Below are 18,949 nucleotides of genomic sequence, written 5' to 3' on the forward strand. Positions count from 1 at the left end.
CAGGCATCTCAATCCAAGGCGCATTGACGCAGAAATGGTTATTCCCTTTTAAGTCAATGCAACACGGGAGTGGGATGCCTGTGAGGCTCCCAAAGGGCGGGTTTCAACGCGCTTCATACTGCGTTCAAGGCTTTCGACAGAGCACCACTATGCCTTCAAGCCTTCGCCTTGTCTAAAGCGCGTTGAACTCCCGCTGAATGAACAGATATTTAATACGATTGGTATTAGTGGCGCAATTTTAACGGAAAGCACATCGAAAAGCGAAGTAGATAGCGATGCTAGTCAATCAAAGACATGCAAGAATGCCAATCTATCCCATTTTTAGACACAAAAAAGGCGACCATAGGGTCGCCTTTTTTCACAAACAATAACCTTATCTGGCAATGTTTTTCTTGATGGTTTCAACAACACGTAATTGAGCCATAGCCTTAGCTAACTCAACCATAGCCGCGTCATAATTGAAGTCAGCGCCAGCAGTTGCCATATGGGCTTCTGCACGACGCTTAGCTTCTAATGCCGCTTGCTCATCAATATCTTTGGCACGCATAACCACATCAGCCAATACGGAGACAGAAGAAGGCTGCACTTCCAGAATACCACCTGAAAGGTAAAACACTTCTTCACTGCCGTCTTGCTTGACGATGCGCGCCATGCCAGGTTTGATATAACTAAGCAAAGGAGCGTGACCATGCATTATGCCCAACTCACCTTCAGAACCAGTCACTTGCAGCGAAGCTACACGACCAGAGAAGATTTTGCTCTCTGCGCTTACAATATCAAGATGTACTGTCATGGCTGCCATCCCGTTCTCCTTAAAAAACTAAGTATGAATACTTAGTTATTTCTTTTTGTTCGCTTTCTCGATGACTTCATCGATTGAGCCAACCATGTAGAACGCTTGTTCTGGCAGGTGATCAAACTCACCGTTCAAAATACCCTTAAAGCCACGGATAGTGTCTTTCAGAGAAACGTACTTACCAGGAGATCCAGTAAAGACTTCTGCTACGAAGAAAGGCTGAGATAAGAAACGCTCAATCTTACGAGCACGGAATACGACAGTCTTGTCTTCATCAGACAATTCATCCATACCCAGAATCGCAATAATGTCTTTCAGCTCTTTGTAACGTTGCAGTACAGTTTGCACGCCGTTAGCAACGTCATAATGCTCTTGGCCAACAACCAATGGATCTAATTGACGTGAAGTCGAATCCAATGGGTCAACCGCTGGGTAAATACCCAGAGAAGCAATTTGACGTGACAGTACAACAGTCGCATCTAAGTGAGCGAAGGTTGTTGCTGGTGACGGATCGGTCAAGTCATCCGCAGGTACGTATACCGCTTGTACAGAAGTAATAGAACCCGTCTTAGTTGAAGTGATACGCTCTTGCAGAACGCCCATCTCTTCAGCCAATGTTGGTTGATAACCTACCGCAGAAGGCATACGACCTAACAGTGCAGATACTTCAGTACCGGCTAAGGTATAACGGTAGATGTTGTCAACGAACAACAGTACGTCACGACCTTCGTCACGGAACTTCTCTGCCATAGTCAGACCAGACAGTGCAACACGCAAACGGTTACCTGGAGGCTCGTTCATCTGACCATAAACCATGGCCACTTTGTCGAGAACGCCAGAATCTTTCATCTCGTAGTAGAAGTCGTTACCTTCACGAGTACGCTCACCTACACCGGCGAATACAGAAAGACCCGAGTGGGCTTTAGCGATGTTGTTAATCAGTTCCATCATGTTAACTGTTTTACCAACACCCGCACCACCGAACAAACCGACTTTACCGCCCTTAGCGAATGGACAAACAAGGTCGATAACCTTGATGCCAGTCTCTAACAGTTCAGTAGAGCTTGATTGATCTTCGTATGAAGGAGCTGTACGGTGAATAACATAACGCTCTTCTTCACCGATTGGACCCGCTTCATCAATAGGCTCGCCTAATACGTTCATGATACGGCCAAGAGTGGCGGTACCAACTGGAACAGTAATAGGTGAACCTGAGTTTACTACTTCAAGACCACGACGCAGACCGTCAGAAGAACCCATAGCGATGGTACGAACTACACCACCACCTAGCTGTTGCTGAACTTCCAGCACCAAACCATTACACGGGCCTTCACCTACGATTTTCAGAGCGTCATATACTTGAGGTACGGCATCTTGTGGGAACTCTACGTCCACAACCGCGCCAATCACTTGGACAACAGTACCTGTGCTCATGATTAATCCTCTAAAACTTGTATTCGTTACCTAACCTAAACCGCAGAGGCACCAGAAACAATTTCCGACAGTTCCTGCGTAATCGCAGCCTGACGGGCCTTGTTATAGACCAGTTGCAAGTCGTTGATAAGCTCACCAGCGTTGTCTGTTGCCGACTTCATTGCCACCATACGGGCAGCTTGTTCAGAGGCAATGTTTTCAACAACACCTTGGTAAACCTGAGATTCTACATAACGGACCAATAAAGTATCCAAAAGTGCTTTTGGATCTGGCTCGTAGATATAATCCCAACGATGAGCAGTTTCATCATCTTCTGATTTAGGCAAAGGTAGCAGCTGCTCGATCACAGGAGTCTGCGTCATAGTATTCACAAATTTGTTAAATACCACGTACAGACGATCCAGCTTGCCTTCGTTGTAAGCTTCTAGCATGACACCGACTGTCCCGATCAAGTCAGCGAGCTTTGGAGCATCGCCTAAACCTGAAGCGTGAGCAGACACTTGTCCACCGAAGTTTTTGAAAAACTGCACACTACGTGCGCCGATAGGGCAAAATTCAAATTCTGCACCTTGGGCTTTCCAGCTTTTCACGTCTGCAATAACCTTTTTGAAAAGGTTAACGTTCAGACCACCACAAAGGCCACGGTCGGTTGCTACAACAATGTAACCAACCCGCTTAGCCTCTCTCACCTCCAAATAGGGGTGTTTATACTCGAGAGAACCTTGCGCGACGTGACCGATCACCTTACGCATGCTTTCCGCATATGGACGGCTCGCAGCCATGCGTTCCTGCGCTCTGCGCATTTTGCTGGCTGCCACCATTTCCATGGCGGACGTGATCTTCTGAGTGTTTTTCACACTCGCGATCTTGGTTTTAATCTCTTTAGCGCCGGCCATCTCTACTCTCCAATCTGGACCTGAGGTGTCTTAAGACACCTCTATCATTGTTACCAGGTTTGGGTTGCTACGAACTTGTCGAGGCCAGCTTTTAATTCAGCTTCGATATCAGCGCTATAATCGCCAGTATCATTGATAAGCTTCATTAAAGGAGCATGCTCGCTGTTCATGAACGAGAGCAGAGCGGCTTCGAAATTACCGACCTTATTCAGCTCAACACTCTTCAGGTAACCTTTTTCAGCTGAGAAAATAGACACAGCTTGAGCGGCTACGCTCATAGGAGCATATTGCTTTTGCTTCATCAGTTCGGTAACACGCACACCATGCTCAAGCTGAGCACGTGTTGCATCGTCAAGATCAGATGCAAATTGCGAGAACGCAGCAAGCTCACGATACTGTGCTAGTGCGGTACGAATACCACCAGACAGTTTCTTGATGATCTTAGTCTGAGCCGCACCACCAACACGAGAAACAGAAATACCTGGGTTAACCGCTGGACGTAGGCCAGAGTTAAACAGATCGGTCTCAAGGAAGATCTGACCATCGGTAATAGAAATTACGTTGGTCGGTACGAATGCAGAAACGTCACCCGCTTGCGTTTCAATAATCGGCAGCGCGGTTAAAGAACCAGTTTTGCCAGTTACTGCACCTTTAGTGAACTTTTCTACATAAATCGCGTTAACGCGTGATGCACGCTCTAATAAACGTGAGTGTAGATAGAATACGTCACCTGGGTAAGCTTCACGGCCTGGTGGACGCTTGAGCAGTAACGAAATTTGACGATAAGCAACTGCTTGCTTAGACAAATCATCGTATACGATCAAAGAATCTTCACCGCGGTCACGGAAGTATTCACCCATAGAACAACCAGAATATGGCGCTAAGTATTGTAGAGCAGCGGCTTCAGAAGCAGTTGCAACAACAACGATAGTGTTAGCTAACGCACCGTGTTCTTCTAGCTTGCGTACTACGTTAGCGATAGTAGAAGCCTTTTGGCCAATCGCGACGTACACACATTTAATGCCAGAGTTTTTCTGGTTGATGATTGCGTCGATCGCCATTGCTGTTTTACCAGTTTGACGGTCGCCAATGATCAATTCACGTTGACCACGCCCGATTGGGATCATGGCATCAACGGCTTTATAACCAGTTTGAACTGGTTGATCAACAGACTGACGTTCAATAACACCTGGTGCGATAACTTCAATTGGCGAGAAACCATCGTTATCGATAGGTCCTTTACCGTCAATTGGCTCACCTAGAGTGTTAACAACGCGGCCAAGAAGACCGCGGCCAACTGGAACTTCCAGAATACGGCCAGTCGTTTTCACTTTTACGCCTTCTGCTAAATCAGCATAAGGACCCATTACTACGGCACCGACAGAATCACGTTCAAGGTTCAACGCGATTGCAAAACGGTTACCAGGCAGTTCGATCATCTCACCTTGCATCACGTCGGCTAGGCCGTGGATGCGGATGATGCCGTCACTTACCGCAACGATAGTACCTTCGTTACGAGATTCGCTAACGACTTCGAACTGCTCGATCCGCTGCTTAATCAGATCGCTGATTTCAGTGGAATTCAGTTGCATGCTCAAACTCCCAATTACGACTGCAGCTTATCAGACAGACGCGATAACTTACCGCGGACCGAGCCATCGATGACTAGGTCTCCTGTCTTAATGATTACACCGGCGATTAGCGCGGCGTCAGTGCTACAATTCAGCTTAACTTTGCGTGCGAGACGTTTCTCTAAAGAAATACTAATCTGCTGTTGTTGTTCAGAGCTCAACTCAGTTGCAGAAACCACATCGGCTTCTACTTCTTTTGCCCACTCATTACGGTATTCAGTAAATAACTGAGATACAGCAGGTAGCACCTTTAAGCGACCGTTTTCAGCCATTACCTTTATCAGGTTCTGACCTTGCACATTGACTTGCTCACCACACACACTAATAAAGAGTGCTGCGAGCTTAGTGCTGGCTAAAGAGCCAGCTAACAGTGGTTGCATGGTTTCGTTTTCACTCACCAATGCGGCAAACGTGAGCATTTCAGCCCAAGAATCCACTGCATCTTGTTCAATAGCAAAGTCAAAAGCTGCCTTTGCGTAAGGGCGAGCGATGGTGGTTAATTCAGCCATAACTCAACTCCCTTATCAAATTTCAGCGACTAGTTTATTAACTATGTCACTGTGGGCGGCTGGATCAATAGAACGCTCAAGGATCTTCTCAGCACCCATGATGGCAAGAGTAGCAACCTGCTTACGCAGATCCTCTTTGACGCGATTACGTTCAGCTTCAATTTCTGCTTTACCCTGAGCGATGATTTTAGCACGCTCAGCGTCTGCTTCGGTTTTGGCTTCTTCAACTATTTGAGCTTTACGCTTGTTAGCTTGCTCAATAATTTCATTAGCCGTTACCTTGGCTTCTTTTAGTTGGTCAGTCGCTTTCGCTTGTGCCAACTCCAGGTCTTTTACCGCACGATCAGCATCAGCTAGACCGTCAGCAATCCTTTTTTGGCGCTCTTCGATGGCATTCATCAAAGGGGGCCATACAAACTTCATGCAAAACCACACGAAGATGATAAAGGCGACCGTCTGACCGATTAGGGTAGCGTTGAAATTCACAACAGCCTCCTATTTAGAGTTAAGACAGAAGCGTTTTTTACAGCATTGCACCCAGTGGGTTGGTAAATAGCATAAATAATGCGATACCAACACCGATCATAGTTACGGCGTCAAGAAGACCCGCTACGATGAACATTTTAACTTGTAGCATAGGAGCCATTTCTGGTTGACGCGCAGCGCCTTCCAAGAACTTACCGCCTAATAAGCCGAAACCGATTGCAGTACCAAGAGCACCCATACCAATCAGCAGAGCAACAGCGATAGCTGTCATGCCTAAAATCGTTTCCATCTGTATCTCCAGTATCTAAATCTATATTAGTTGATGATTTAGTTTAAAATTTCTTCAGCAATCCTTAATGATCTTCATGCGCCATGCTTAAATAAACAATGGTCAACATCATGAAGATAAACGCCTGCAGCGTGATAACCAAAATGTGGAATATTAACCAGCCCAGTTGCAGAGTCACACCTAGGGTAGATAATAACAAGTTGGTACCATACATCAGCGCAATAAGGATGAAGATCAACTCACCTGCGTACAAGTTACCAAAGAGTCGCAATGCCAATGAAATTGGCTTAGCAATCAAAGTAACAGTCTCTAATAGGAGGTTGACGGGTATCATTGCCTTATGGTTAAAGGGCTGTAGTGTCAATTCTTTAACAAACCCAGACACACCTTTGACCTTAATGCTGTAAAAAATAATCAGCACGAACACACCAATAGCTAAGCTAAAAGTAATGTTAACGTCAGTCGTCGGAACCGCTTTTAGATAGGGAATACCCATTAAACTTGCTGCGTGAGGCAGCCAATCTACAGGGATCATATCCATGAAGTTCATCATGAATACCCATACAAAAATGGTCAGAGCTAAAGGCGCGATCAGAGCATTGCGACCATGAAAACTTTCTTTCACGCTGTTATTTACGAACTCGACGATAATCTCAACAAAACATTGCAGTTTGCCAGGAACACCGGAAGTCGCTTTTTTACCAACGCTGCGGAAAATCCACAGGAACAGAACACCAAGACCAACCGAAAAGAACAACGAATCAATGTGCCATGTCCAAAAGCCTTCACCAACACTTAAGTTGGTAAGGTGATGTTGGATATAGCCCTGCGGTGTTAACGCTTCACCAGTTGCAGCCATGATTCATCCCACTTAACTTTGCTTGAAGTATAAAGGAGCTGTCCAATGCACGATTAGCGTCAGCACATAACAAACAAAAAGCGGCATAAAAGCGACCTTAAGATTGATAAACACAAACGAAAACATTGCGATGGTTAACAGCAACTTTACCGCTTCCCCCCAGTAAAAAGTCTTTATGACTTTTGCAGCTGAACTTGCTCCCGTGTGGGAGAAAGCGAGGGTTGCGAATACAAAATTAGGGAGCACAGCGATTGAACCACCTGCTAATGCAGAATAGCCAAACTGAACTCCCCACACGGCGAAAAAGAGAATTGAAGCACCCCCAGCGACCGCCGCCTGCATCATCACCAATTTATAGGCTGACCACCGGCCACGACGCGCTAAAACCTTACTCAATTCATCCTCTCCGCATTCATACTTTTTGTTTCGATGACCGGATGACAAATACCCGTATTTATGTCGATGCACAAAAAGCTTGCGAAAGTATACCTTTTCACGCCTTCATTGCAACTTTGAGATAAGGAAAAACAACACTTTTAACGTGATCTCGCGCCAAACGAGTTAAAATGTAAGATTAGCATCTGTCACAAATTTACATTAAAAACTGTTAATCTACAGACATTAATGAATTTTACTAAGAATTCCGTCTAATTCAGCCAGATTCTGATAGTTAATTACAATTTTACCCGTGCCCTTACTGCTATGAGCGATCGAAACCTTGGCACCTAATCTTTCAATTAACTGCTGCTCTAAACGACAAACATCTTGATCTTTAGTCGTAGTTTCGGCTTGTTTAGGCGGATTTAAGGTTTGATTAATTAATCGTTCAGTTTCGCGAACGGTTAATTCCTTAGCGGCCACTAATCTCGCAAGATTTGTTTGTTCTTCTCCCTCAATTGCCAACAAAGCGCGAGCATGACCCATATCAATGTCGCCATACTCAAGTAGACGCTTAACCGGCTCATTTAAGCCGTTTAAACGTAACAAGTTAGATACACTCGCTCTGGATTTTCCCACAACATCGGCAACCTGTTGGTGAGTCAGTTCAAACTCTTGCATTAAACGTTGCAATGCAATGGCTTCTTCCATGGCATTTAAGTCTTCACGCTGGATGTTTTCAATCAAAGCAATAGCAACAGCGGCTTCATCAGGTACTTGCTTTACTATGCAGGGGATTTTATTCAAGCCAGCAAGTTGCGCTGCACGCCAACGACGTTCACCCGCAATAATCTCATACATGTTATTAGTTACTTGTCTCACAACGATAGGCTGAATAATGCCTTGATTGCGGATAGAGTGTGCCAGTTCTTCCAACGCTTCGGGGGACATGTCTTTACGAGGTTGATACTTACCTGGCTGTAATAAGTCTAAATCGAGATGGATAAGCTCTTCTTTTTTATCGACAACATCAGCTTCGTCAGTGTGCTTTTTACTGGCGGCATGGCTGTTACTCAGTAGGGCATCTAACCCTTTGCCTAATCCTCTTTTCTTTAACGTCATGGTGATCCTTTACGCTTGCTTAGCCTGAGTTTGTTGTTCTGAACGACGGATCATTTCACCCGCAAGCGCTAGATACGCCTTAGCGCCAGCACTTGATTTATCGTAATACATAGCAGGCGCTCCAAAACTTGGTGCTTCTGCCAGCCTCACATTACGTGGGATAACGGTACGATAGACTTTGTCACCAAAATGCTGTTTTAGCTGATCGGACACATCATTAGATAAACGATTACGCGGATCATACATAGTACGTAAAATGCCTTCGATGCCAAGTCCAGGATTAACCATGGCAGCAAGCTTAGTGATGGTATCAATCAGCGCAGTTAAGCCTTCGAGGGCATAATATTCACACTGCATAGGCACGAGTACAGAGTCGGCCGCAGACATAGCATTTACGGTCAACATGTTCAATGAAGGAGGGCAGTCGATGAAGATATAATCATATTGATCTTTGATCGGTGCGAGCGCGTTACGCAAACGAACCTCACGGGCAAAAAACTCCATCAATTTGATTTCTGCCGCAGTGACATCGCCATTACTGGCGATCAGATCATACTTACCTGCAGTGTTTTTAATGACGATCTCGTCGAAAGATTTTTCTTCAACCAATAATTCATAGGCTGTATTAGCTACGTCATACTTATCGACACCGCTCCCCATGGTGGCATTACCTTGAGGATCGAGATCGATCAATAATACTTTACGTTTTGTTGCTGCTAACGAAGCGGCGAGGTTAACGCAAGTAGTTGTTTTTCCTACGCCACCTTTCTGGTTAGCCACGGCAATCACTTTACCCACAATATCACCCTGTATGTAAATGCTGGTTTATTGCCCTTGCTTATAAATGATTTATTTATCACTTTTAAGCCTGTTATTCTTTGATTATCTTCAATAAATGTCTTTTTTCATCGAGTTTAGGCACCTTAAGCTCGATAACTTCTTTCACCACAAATCCACTTGGAATATGTTGCATCTCTTCATCATTCAACTGGCCTTTGAGTGCATAAAACTGTCCGTGTTCAGCGGGGAGATGATGGCACCAAGTCAGCATATCTTGGATTGAGGCAAATGCACGACTTAATACACCGTCGAATTTATCCTCCGGTTGATACGCTTCTACACGGCTTTCAACTGAGCTGATGTTATGTATGCCTAATTCAAAGGACACTTGTTTTTGAAAACGAATACGTTTACCTAAGCTATCCAATAACACAAATTGTTTATCGGGATTCATAATGGCTAATGGGATCCCAGGTAAACCCGGTCCAGTGCCTACATCGATAAAACGTTCACCTTGCAGATGTTTTGAAACCACTAAACTGTCCATGATATGACGGATCAGCATAGCTTCGGGATCTCTCACCGATGTCAGGTTATAGGCTTTATTCCATTTGTTGAGCATACCAACAAAATCAATTAGTTGTTTTTTCTGCTCGGCGGTGGCGGGCAAATTAATTTCGGCTAAATAAGCCTCTAACTGGGCAGATAACACTGAGCAACCTCAACAAAGATACGATTATGAACGCGAAGGCTATTATGAAGCCCGAAAACGATGAAGGGAAGCCTGAATGCTTCCCTTCTATGACCTAAGCAGCGATTAAGCTAGCTTTTACGCACTCTTACGTAATAAGCCACGCTTTTTGAGGTGAACTAACAAAATTGAAATAGCCGCAGGCGTAATACCAGAGATCCGTGACGCTTGGCCTATGGTTTCTGGTTTGTGGTTATTTAACTTAGCAATCACTTCGTTCGACAAGCCTGGTACTTCTTTGTAATCGAGCGTCAAAGGTAAACCTGTGTTCTCATTACGCACAGCTTTGTTGATCTCTTCCTGCTGACGTTGAATATAACCAGAATACTTAACTTGGATCTGAACTTGCTCAGCCGCCTGTGGATCTTCAAGCCCTGGACCAAAACCTTCGATCTGCATCAACTTACTGTAATCCATTTCTGGACGACGCAGTAATTCTTCAAATGATGCTTCGCGAGAGATAGGCGTATTCAAGTGTGGGTTTAACGCATGGATCAAAGGTGAATTTGGATGCACCCATTGAGCGCGCAAACGTTGTAACTCAAGTTCGATCGATTCTAACTTCTCACTAAATGCCGCCCATCGAGTGTCGTCAACTAAACCTAATTCGCGACCTTTTGCCGTTAAGCGAATATCAGCGTTATCTTCACGGAGTAACAAACGGTATTCGGCACGGCTAGTAAACATGCGGTACGGTTCTTTGGTACCCAGAGTTGATAAATCGTCAACTAGTACTCCAAGATATGCTTCGTCACGGCGTGGACACCAGGCTTCTTTGCCTTGCACTTGCAGTGATGCATTCATGCCTGCTAATAAACCTTGAGCACCGGCTTCTTCATAACCTGTAGTGCCGTTTATTTGGCCAGCGAAGAATAAACCGTTGATCGCTTTGGTTTCTAATGAGTTTTTCAGATCTCTTGGATCGAAATAATCGTATTCGATCGCATAACCTGGACGCATGATTTCTGCGTTTTCCATGCCTTTGATCGAACGTACTAAATTCAACTGTACATCGAAAGGTAAGCTAGTAGAGATCCCGTTAGGATAGATCTCATTGGTATTTAAACCTTCTGGTTCGATGAAGATCTGATGCGAAGATTTATCCGCAAAGCGGTGGATCTTGTCTTCAATCGATGGGCAATAACGTGGACCAATACCTTCGATGACGCCTGAATACATAGGGCTTCTGTCTAAACCACCACGAATAATTTCATGGGTTTTTTCATTGGTATGAGTGATCCAGCAAGAAATCTGTTTTGGATGATGACTGACATCCCCCATAAATGACATGACAGGTAACGGAGAATCGCCTTTCTGTTCAGCCATTTGAGAAAAATCGATCGTGTTTGCATCGATACGTGGTGGTGTACCTGTTTTTAAACGGCCGACTCGGATCGGTAATTCACGTAATCGATTTGCTAAAGCAATCGCTGGTGGATCGCCTGCACGGCCACCGCTGTAGTTTTCTAAGCCTATATGAATTTTGCCGCTTAAGAATGTACCTGTTGTTAATACAACAGCTGGAGATTCAAAAGCTAAACCCATTTGGGTAACTACACCAACTACTTGATGATTTTCAACAATTAAGTCATCTACGGCTTGTTGGAAAATACGTAAGTTAGGTTGGTTTTGTAATATATTTTGGATTTTTTGACGATACAGTGCACGGTCAGCTTGTGCACGTGTTGCTCGTACTGCTGGGCCTTTACTTGAATTTAAGGTTCTAAATTGGATTCCTGCATAATCGGTTGCGATTGCCATTGCACCACCTAAGGCGTCAATTTCTTTCACTAAATGGCCTTTGCCTATGCCACCGATCGCTGGATTACATGACATTTGTCCTAACGTATCGATATTGTGCGTTAGTAATAATGTTTTTGATCCCATTCTTGCTGCTGCCAACGCGGCTTCAGTTCCGGCATGACCACCACCAACAACAATAACATCAAACCGTTCATGAAAATGCATGCCACTACCTTCAATTGCTAAGAGACTCAGTACGAGCCGAGTATTTTAGCATTTGCTTCGTCTTAGGTGAATGATCATTTTACGCTGTTCGATCGAGATGATCCGGACTAATAGATCTTAAGATCTTTATATAGATCTTCTTATTATGTTTACTATTAGGATCGCGTTTTTCTGTGCATAACCCAAATTAATTATATAAATCATTAATTAGCGCGATCTTGATCCTGTGATCTGATCGCGATCTAATGTCATTAAACATGGGGATAGATCGCCTACTTATCCACAAGGCGGATCATTAAGCAGATCGGACTGTGAATAGTACAGAGGTTGATCAGATCTAAATAATAGCTTATCCACATGTTTATACTTTAAATAAGTAAATTGTGGATAAATAGGATCTAAACTGTACATAGTTCGGGACCTTATCCAATAAGCGATCTTAAATGTCCTGTTGCCATTGTGCTAACCATGCAAGGGCTGGGTCTTCCGGCACAGGATCAAGCTGTACATCGATCTGGATCTTATCCACAAAGGCTTTTGCATCGCAGTCTTGAATGGCCGAAATTAATTTTTCTGGGCCTTGGCAAAAGGTATCGTAACTTGAGTCACCAATTGCACATAAGGCAAAGTTTACTTGGCTGAGATCCGGTTTTTGCTCGGTAATTTCGTTGAAAAAAGGCTGAATATTATCTGGAAGATCACCAGCTCCATGAGTTGATGACACGATAATCCACAGTGCATGGGTGTCTATTTCGCACAATGTTGGGGTTAAATGAACTTGAACTTGGTGTCCTTGCTCCGTTAACTGGGCCATCATTTCGTCGGCAACATACTCTGCACTGCCCAATGTTGTACCAACGATTACTTCAATCTTTGCCATTATGATTTCTCAGTGTGTTGTTGTTTTTAAAACTAATTTCAATTAAATAGATAGCTGAATGGCTATTATTATGTTCATCATAAAGGAAATGTGGATAGGACCACAGAAGCAATATGTGATTTTTGCAGTTTTTGCATCCTTTATATAAGGTTGGTTTCGCTTACATGTTACCTTTAGCTTCTTGATACATAATTAATATATTTAAAAAGTTAATTTCATTTAAAATCAAATGATTATAATAGGATGAACCATGACAACACCCGTAAATGCGCCCCAGTGGCCACGGCAAATTCCTTACATCATAGCCAGTGAAGCTTGTGAACGTTTTAGCTTTTACGGTATGCGGAATATTCTTACCCCATTCTTGATGACAGCACTTTTGTTGTCTATTCCAGAAGAACTGCGTGGAACTATGGCTAAGGATGTGTTCCATTCCTTTGTCATTGGAGTGTACTTTTTCCCGTTACTCGGTGGTTGGATTGCCGATCGTTTTTTCGGTAAATACAATACTATCTTATGGTTAAGCTTGATTTACTGTGTTGGTCATGCGTTTCTCGCTATTTTTGAACACAGCATTCAAGGGTTTTATACGGGATTATTTTTAATTGCGCTCGGATCGGGTGGGATTAAGCCCTTGGTTTCTTCCTTTATGGGGGATCAATTTGATCAAACCAATAAAACATTGGCGCAGAAAGCGTTTGATCTGTTTTATTTTACGATTAACTTTGGCTCCTTCTTCGCCTCGTTATCTATGCCATTACTATTGAAATATTATGGTGCTGCGGTCGCATTTGGGATCCCTGGTATCTTAATGTTTATTGCAACTGTGTTCTTCTGGTTAGGCCGCAAACGTTATGTGCATATGCCACCTGAACCGAAAAATCCCCATGGTTTTTTACCCGTTATTCGTACCGCATTGCTCACTAAAATCGCTGGTCAAGCCAACATAGGTTTAGTGTTAGCTTTAGTTGGGATAATTTCTGCAGCGTATGCTTTAGTGAATATTCCAACCTTAGGTATCGTTGCTGGTTTGTGTTGTGCGTTAGTGCTAGTAATGGGATTTGTTGGCGCAGGGGCTTCATTGCAACTCGAACGCGCTAGGGGGATCCATCCGGATATAGCCGTTGATGGGGTGCGTTCAGTACTACGGATCTTAATCTTATTTGCGTTAGTGACTCCCTTTTGGTCTTTGTTTGATCAGAAAGCGTCCACTTGGATACTGCAAGCCAATGACATGTCTAAACCTGATTGGTTTGAACCCGCCATGATGCAAGCTTTAAACCCATTATTAGTTATGTTACTGATCCCATTTAATAACTTTGTGTTATATCCGGCGATTGAGCGCATGGGTATAAAGTTAACTGCTTTGCGTAAAATGGGGGCTGGGATTGCCATCACGGGCGTGAGCTGGATAGTCGTTGGTAGCATTCAATTGGTGATGGATGGCGGCTCGGTATTATCAATATTTTGGCAGATTGTGCCCTATGCTTTGCTCACCTTTGGTGAAGTATTAGTCTCTGCCACTGGGCTAGAGTTTGCCTACAGCCAAGCGCCTAAAGCCATGAAAGGCACTATCATGAGTTTTTGGACCTTATCGGTGACCGTCGGTAACTTATGGGTGCTACTAGCGAACGTCAGTGTGAAAAGTCCGGCTGTGACCGAACAAATTGCCCAGACGGGGATCAGTATTACTGCATTTCAGATGTTTTTCTTCGCAGGTTTTGCCATCTTGGCGGCATTGATGTTTGCGCTTTATGCAAGATCCTATCAAATGCAAGATCATTACCGCCACGTCGAATCATGAGTTAGTCGATGAGTGGAAATATTCAGTTGTAGATAAAAAATCAGCCCATATTGTATGGGCTGATTTATATGGAAATAATATTAAGGTTAGTTATTTTCCGATACAGAAAGAGCTAAATATTTTGCCTAAGAGATCATCTGAGGTGAAGCGGCCAGTGATTTCTGATAGTGCTAATTGGCACATGCGTAACTCTTCTGCTAGCAGTTCTCCTGCTAGATACACTTCTAATTGTTCTTTACCCAATTGCAGATGGCTTGCGGCGAGTTCAAGGGCTTCTAAGTGACGACGTCGGGCGATAAAGCCACCTTCGAGGTTACTCTGGTAGCCCATGAGTGATTTTAAATGCTGCTTTAACTGTTCAACACCTAAGCCCGTTTTGGCCGAGATCCGGTAAACACTATAACCTTGTTCTTCGGTCATCATTAAGTCTTCGCCAGTGAGATCGGCTTTATTGCGGATCACTGTTACACCTAAATTTGAGGGCAGGCGATCGACAAAGTCAGGCCAAATATTATGGGGATTAACGGCGGCTGTGGTGGTGCCATCAACCATAAATAACACCCGATCGGCACTGTTTATTTCATTCCAAGCGCGTTCTATACCAATTTGTTCAACGGTATCTGTCGTATCACGTAGGCCTGCGGTATCGATAATGTGCAGCGGCATGCCATCTAAGTGGATGTGCTCGCGTAATACATCTCGTGTTGTACCAGCAATTTCGGTAACGATAGCCGATTCTTTACCGGCTAAGGCGTTTAACAAGCTGGATTTTCCAGCGTTAGGACGACCCGCGATCACGACTTTCATGCCTTCGCGGATGATAGAACCTTGTTTAGCACTGGCTTGCACTAGGTCGAGTTTGTCGATGATTTTATAGAGTGCATTGGCAATTTTGCCATCACTTAAAAAGTCGACTTCTTCATCGGGGAAATCAATCGCAGCTTCTACATATAAACGTAGGTTAGTGACTTGATCCACCAGCTCATGGACTTCCTTAGAAAATTCACCCTGGAGTGATTGCAGCGCGCTTTTAGCCGCTTGCTCACTGGTGGCATCGATAAGATCGGCAATCGCTTCGGCTTGGGTTAAGTCTAGCTTGTCGTTCATAAAGGCTTGTTCGCTGAACTCACCGGGTTTGGCTATTCGAATACCACCGACTTCCATTACACGTTTGATCAGCATGTCTAGAACGATTTGGCCGCCGTGGCCTTGAAGCTCCAATACATCTTCGCCAGTAAAGGAATTGGGGCCTTTAAAAAACAGCGCTATGCCTTGGTCGATTACTTGGCCTGTTGCACTTTTAAAGTCGCAATAATCGGCATATCTTGTTTTAGGAAGATGACCCAATACGGCCATAGCGACATCACTGGCCTTGTTGCCTGAAATTCGGATGATGCCAACGCCGCCACGTCCGGGCGCGGTGGCTTGAGCCACGATAGTGTCAGTTGTCACGGAAATACCCACCAAACTAATATCTACCAAATCATGTAAAGGAAAAGGCGGCTAATTAAGCCGCCTTTAGTATTATTTTCACTTTATGCTTTGCTAAAGGTAGGGCTTATTTTAAGCCTTTTTTCTCAAGACCTGCATAAATAATCTTCTGCTGCGTGATGGCAACTATGTTACCTACTAACCAGTACAGTACTAGACCTGATGGGAACCACAGGAAGAATACGGTAAAGATTACTGGCATCCATTGCATCATTTTCACTTGCATTGGATCCATTGTCGGCGCAATTGGTTGCATCTTCTGCATTACAAACATAGAGACGCCCATCAGCAGCGGCAGTATGTAGTAAGGATCTTGTACCGATAAATCGTGGATCCACAGCATAAATGGTGCATGACGTAATTCGAAGCTTTCTAGCAATACCCAGTATAAGGCAATGAAGATTGGCATCTGTAAAATAATAGGTAAACAGCCACCCATAGGGTTAACTTTTTCTTTCTTATACAGTTCCATCATGGCTTGACCCATCTTTTGACGGTCATCACCAAAGCGTTCTTTCAAATCTGTCAGCTTAGGTTGCAGATTACGCATCTTCGCCATTGAGGTGTACTGCGCTTTTGTCAGCGGGAACAGTAAACCACGAACGGTTAACGTGATCAGAATAATTGCCACACCCCAGTTACCGACGAATGATTGATAGAACATCAATAGCCAGTGAATAGGAACTGCTAACCACCATAAGAAACCGTAATCGACCACGAGATTTAAGGTTTCAGAAATCGCTGACAGTGCCGCTTGATCCTTAGGACCAACATAGAACTGTGAGCTAATTTCTTGGCTGGCACCAGGTGCAATATCGTATACCGCGCCGCGGAAACCAATATTAGCTAAACCGCCAGCACTGACACTAGAAAAAATAGTGTTGCTGTCAGTTGCGGGTGGCACCCAAGCTGAAACGAAATAGTGTTGTAACATGGCTGCCCAACCGCCTAAAGTGGCTTGGTTCAGGTTACTTTTGGCCATGTCGTCAAAGTTGTATTTTTCATAGCGCACATCATTCGTTGAGAACGCACCACCACGATAGGTAGGCATCATCATGCTGCTTTCAGATGGCTTGATCGTTTGTTTAATCTGACCGTACATCTGAACTTGCAGTGGTGCTGCTGAAGTGTTGTTGATTTTATAGTCAACATCTATGTTGAACTTACCGCGATGGAATACGAACACTTTAGTGTAAGTCACACCATTGTCAGCGATATAAGTTAACGGTACTTCTAAGGTATCTTGGCCTTCGGCTAAGGTATATTCAGTTGCCGTTGTGCTAAATGCGGCACGGCCTTTTGCGCTGCTATCGATACCATCGCGACCAATTAGGCCGCTTTGAGCGATATAAGTGAAATCATTCGTTTGCTCAAGCAATACGAATGGTTGATCTTTCTCTAGTTCTTTTTTGTGCGAAACTAACGCAGCAAAAACGATGTCACCACCCACTGGATTGATCTGAATGTCTAACTGATCTGTTTTTACCATAATCAGTTTGCTGTTTGCAGTAACTGCTGCAGCAGGAACACCTGTATCAGCTTCTGGAACATCGGCACTGTGCGAGCTTGCCGCGTTCGCCACTAAGGACGATTCGGTTGCAACGGGTTTAGGAGCTTTGTCTGCTTGCCACTGTTGCCACAGCAAAAAGCTGACAAACAGTAGTCCTATGAGCAATATATTGCGTTGAGATTCCATAGCCTATTTATTACACCTATCATTTTTAGGGGGGACGGGATCACTACCGCCGGGATGTAAAGGGTGACATTTTAATATGCGTTTCAATGCAAACCAACAACCTTTCGCGGTTCCATGCACTTTTATTGCTTCAATAGCGTAGTGAGAGCAGGTGGGATTGAAACGGCATCGAGGGCCCAGTATAGGGCTTATGAATACTTGATAGCCACGAATTAACGTGGTCGCTAGCCATTGTAGCGGCGACTGAGTTTGCGCCATAGCTTTTCTATCAATTTGTTGATTTCAGCGTTTTCCATTTCCATCACGCCATTTCTGACAAGCACAACAATATCAAGATGAGGAATGTCGTGTTGATTCAAGCGAAAACTATCTCTGATCACGCGCTTAATACGGTTACGTTGATTGGCGCGTTTTACATAGCGTTTAGCAACAGTAAGGCCCATACGCGGATGTTGTTCCGTGTTAGGAATAGCGAGCAAGGTAATTTCAGCAGAAGATGCTTTGATGGGATTGGAAAATACAGATTTAAATTGCGCGGGAGTTAACAAACGTAACTCCCGCGAAAAGGTATAGCTAGTCAACTAGTTACCCACTTATTAAGCAGATAAACGAGCGCGACCTTTCGCACGACGACGTGCAAGCACCTTACGGCCGCCTACAGTAGCCATACGAGCGCGGAAGCCGTGAGAACGCTTGCGCTTCAGGTTGCTAGGTTGAAAAGTACGTTTACTCATGATGGCAATCCGTCTTTGTTATTAGTGAACATATCCTTATCTCTAGGATAGAGGTAAGGGCAAAAAAGAGGCCGAATTGTAATCACAATACTTAGTCACGTCAACAACGAAAGTAAGTAAGTGCTTTATTTCTGCCAGCGTATCCTTAGATCAACCCCCAGAATACACCATAAGATGTGGATAACTCTGTGTACGGACACTACATGTAGTAGTGCAGGGGATCTTCGAGCCGATCGAAGGGGCGCCATTATAGATCAATGTGGATCGCTTAATAAAGCAGGATTTGCGGTTAGTGCTGAATAAAAGGATCGTTTTGGATCTTTGATGATCGAGGATATCCACATAGAATGATCTCGCTGGGGATAAATATTTTTTAAGGATAGCGATCCTTGAGATCTCGCTATAGAATACATCTCTTTTTTGATGATCTTTTGGGGATAACTAA

21 protein-coding genes are annotated in these 18,949 nt (G+C 44.2%); 2 read left to right on the top strand and 19 right to left on the bottom strand.

Annotation, left to right across the window (positions count from 1 at the left end; translation table 11 throughout):
• Nucleotides 1-115 precede the first annotated feature (115 nt).
• Nucleotides 116-325: a hypothetical protein gene (locus RA178_RS22025; protein ID WP_263237477.1), complete on the top strand. Its 210-nt coding sequence runs from the start codon at nucleotides 116-118 to the stop codon at nucleotides 323-325.
• A gap of 48 nt (nucleotides 326-373) precedes the next feature.
• Here RA178_RS22025 and RA178_RS22030 read toward each other — a convergent pair whose 3' ends face one another.
• The 14 genes from RA178_RS22030 to mioC all read right to left on the bottom strand — a co-directional run bounded on the left by RA178_RS22030 (nucleotide 374) and on the right by mioC (nucleotide 12,779).
• The gene (locus RA178_RS22030) at nucleotides 374-802 is read right to left on the bottom strand and encodes a F0F1 ATP synthase subunit epsilon (protein WP_105250790.1); all 429 of its coding nucleotides are present in this window, start codon (nucleotides 800-802) and stop codon (nucleotides 374-376) included.
• Between the two features lie 36 nt (nucleotides 803-838).
• Nucleotides 839-2,230 carry a F0F1 ATP synthase subunit beta gene (gene atpD, locus RA178_RS22035; protein WP_105250791.1) on the bottom strand — a complete coding sequence of 464 codons (1,392 nt, stop codon included), beginning with the start codon at nucleotides 2,228-2,230 and terminating at the stop codon, nucleotides 839-841.
• Between the two features lie 35 nt (nucleotides 2,231-2,265).
• The gene (gene atpG / locus RA178_RS22040) at nucleotides 2,266-3,126 is read right to left on the bottom strand and encodes a F0F1 ATP synthase subunit gamma (RefSeq protein WP_006084762.1); all 861 of its coding nucleotides are present in this window, start codon (nucleotides 3,124-3,126) and stop codon (nucleotides 2,266-2,268) included.
• A 50-nt stretch (nucleotides 3,127-3,176) separates the two neighbouring features.
• Nucleotides 3,177-4,718, bottom strand: a complete 1,542-nt coding sequence (gene atpA, locus RA178_RS22045; protein WP_168827626.1) for a F0F1 ATP synthase subunit alpha — start codon at nucleotides 4,716-4,718, stop codon at nucleotides 3,177-3,179.
• Between the two features lie 14 nt (nucleotides 4,719-4,732).
• A complete protein-coding gene (gene atpH, locus RA178_RS22050) occupies nucleotides 4,733-5,266 on the bottom strand; it encodes a F0F1 ATP synthase subunit delta (protein WP_006083842.1) in 534 nt (177 codons plus the stop codon).
• 15 nt (nucleotides 5,267-5,281) lie between these two features.
• Entirely contained in the window at nucleotides 5,282-5,752 is a 471-nt protein-coding gene (gene atpF / locus RA178_RS22055) for a F0F1 ATP synthase subunit B (protein ID WP_006083841.1), read from the bottom strand.
• 37 nt (nucleotides 5,753-5,789) lie between these two features.
• The gene (gene atpE / locus RA178_RS22060; RefSeq protein WP_006083840.1) at nucleotides 5,790-6,041 is read right to left on the bottom strand and encodes a F0F1 ATP synthase subunit C; all 252 of its coding nucleotides are present in this window, start codon (nucleotides 6,039-6,041) and stop codon (nucleotides 5,790-5,792) included.
• 64 nt (nucleotides 6,042-6,105) lie between these two features.
• Nucleotides 6,106-6,900 (bottom strand): F0F1 ATP synthase subunit A, encoded by a 795-nt coding sequence (gene atpB, locus RA178_RS22065; RefSeq protein ID WP_105250793.1) that lies wholly within the window; start codon nucleotides 6,898-6,900, stop codon nucleotides 6,106-6,108.
• Nucleotides 6,901-6,912: 12 nt separating this feature from the next.
• The gene (locus RA178_RS22070; protein WP_105250794.1) at nucleotides 6,913-7,296 is read right to left on the bottom strand and encodes an ATP synthase subunit I; all 384 of its coding nucleotides are present in this window, start codon (nucleotides 7,294-7,296) and stop codon (nucleotides 6,913-6,915) included.
• A 225-nt stretch (nucleotides 7,297-7,521) separates the two neighbouring features.
• Entirely contained in the window at nucleotides 7,522-8,400 is an 879-nt protein-coding gene (locus RA178_RS22075) for a ParB/RepB/Spo0J family partition protein (RefSeq protein ID WP_131524523.1), read from the bottom strand.
• A gap of 9 nt (nucleotides 8,401-8,409) precedes the next feature.
• Complete coding sequence (locus RA178_RS22080) at nucleotides 8,410-9,198, bottom strand: ParA family protein (RefSeq protein WP_131524522.1); 789 nt, start codon at nucleotides 9,196-9,198, stop codon at nucleotides 8,410-8,412.
• A gap of 73 nt (nucleotides 9,199-9,271) precedes the next feature.
• Nucleotides 9,272-9,892: a 16S rRNA (guanine(527)-N(7))-methyltransferase RsmG gene (gene rsmG, locus RA178_RS22085; RefSeq protein WP_173248472.1), complete on the bottom strand. Its 621-nt coding sequence runs from the start codon at nucleotides 9,890-9,892 to the stop codon at nucleotides 9,272-9,274.
• Between the two features lie 117 nt (nucleotides 9,893-10,009).
• Nucleotides 10,010-11,899 carry a tRNA uridine-5-carboxymethylaminomethyl(34) synthesis enzyme MnmG gene (gene mnmG / locus RA178_RS22090; RefSeq protein WP_113941417.1) on the bottom strand — a complete coding sequence of 630 codons (1,890 nt, stop codon included), beginning with the start codon at nucleotides 11,897-11,899 and terminating at the stop codon, nucleotides 10,010-10,012.
• 439 nt (nucleotides 11,900-12,338) lie between these two features.
• Complete coding sequence (mioC, locus tag RA178_RS22095; protein ID WP_105250799.1) at nucleotides 12,339-12,779, bottom strand: FMN-binding protein MioC; 441 nt, start codon at nucleotides 12,777-12,779, stop codon at nucleotides 12,339-12,341.
• A 250-nt stretch (nucleotides 12,780-13,029) separates the two neighbouring features.
• Between mioC and RA178_RS22100 the strand changes: the two genes are divergently transcribed.
• A complete protein-coding gene (locus tag RA178_RS22100) occupies nucleotides 13,030-14,583 on the top strand; it encodes a POT-type proton-dependent oligopeptide transporter (protein WP_306683964.1) in 1,554 nt (517 codons plus the stop codon).
• A 90-nt stretch (nucleotides 14,584-14,673) separates the two neighbouring features.
• Here RA178_RS22100 and mnmE read toward each other — a convergent pair whose 3' ends face one another.
• From mnmE to rpmH, 5 genes are all read right to left on the bottom strand, one after another.
• Nucleotides 14,674-16,035 carry a tRNA uridine-5-carboxymethylaminomethyl(34) synthesis GTPase MnmE gene (mnmE, locus tag RA178_RS22105; RefSeq protein WP_306683966.1) on the bottom strand — a complete coding sequence of 454 codons (1,362 nt, stop codon included), beginning with the start codon at nucleotides 16,033-16,035 and terminating at the stop codon, nucleotides 14,674-14,676.
• Nucleotides 16,036-16,141: 106 nt separating this feature from the next.
• Nucleotides 16,142-17,770, bottom strand: coding sequence for a membrane protein insertase YidC (gene yidC / locus RA178_RS22110; RefSeq protein WP_306683968.1), 1,629 nt, complete (start codon nucleotides 17,768-17,770; stop codon nucleotides 16,142-16,144).
• A gap of 3 nt (nucleotides 17,771-17,773) precedes the next feature.
• Nucleotides 17,774-18,028 carry a membrane protein insertion efficiency factor YidD gene (gene yidD / locus RA178_RS22115; RefSeq protein ID WP_006083829.1) on the bottom strand — a complete coding sequence of 85 codons (255 nt, stop codon included), beginning with the start codon at nucleotides 18,026-18,028 and terminating at the stop codon, nucleotides 17,774-17,776.
• A complete protein-coding gene (gene rnpA / locus RA178_RS22120; protein ID WP_105250802.1) occupies nucleotides 17,995-18,351 on the bottom strand; it encodes a ribonuclease P protein component in 357 nt (118 codons plus the stop codon). Before rnpA ends, yidD begins: the two co-directional genes overlap by 34 nt.
• A gap of 15 nt (nucleotides 18,352-18,366) precedes the next feature.
• A complete protein-coding gene (gene rpmH / locus RA178_RS22125; protein ID WP_006083827.1) occupies nucleotides 18,367-18,504 on the bottom strand; it encodes a 50S ribosomal protein L34 in 138 nt (45 codons plus the stop codon).
• Nucleotides 18,505-18,949 lie beyond the last annotated feature (445 nt).

The sequence above is a fragment of the Shewanella oncorhynchi genome (assembly GCF_030848765.1).
Classification (GTDB): Bacteria; Pseudomonadota; Gammaproteobacteria; order Enterobacterales; family Shewanellaceae; genus Shewanella; species Shewanella oncorhynchi.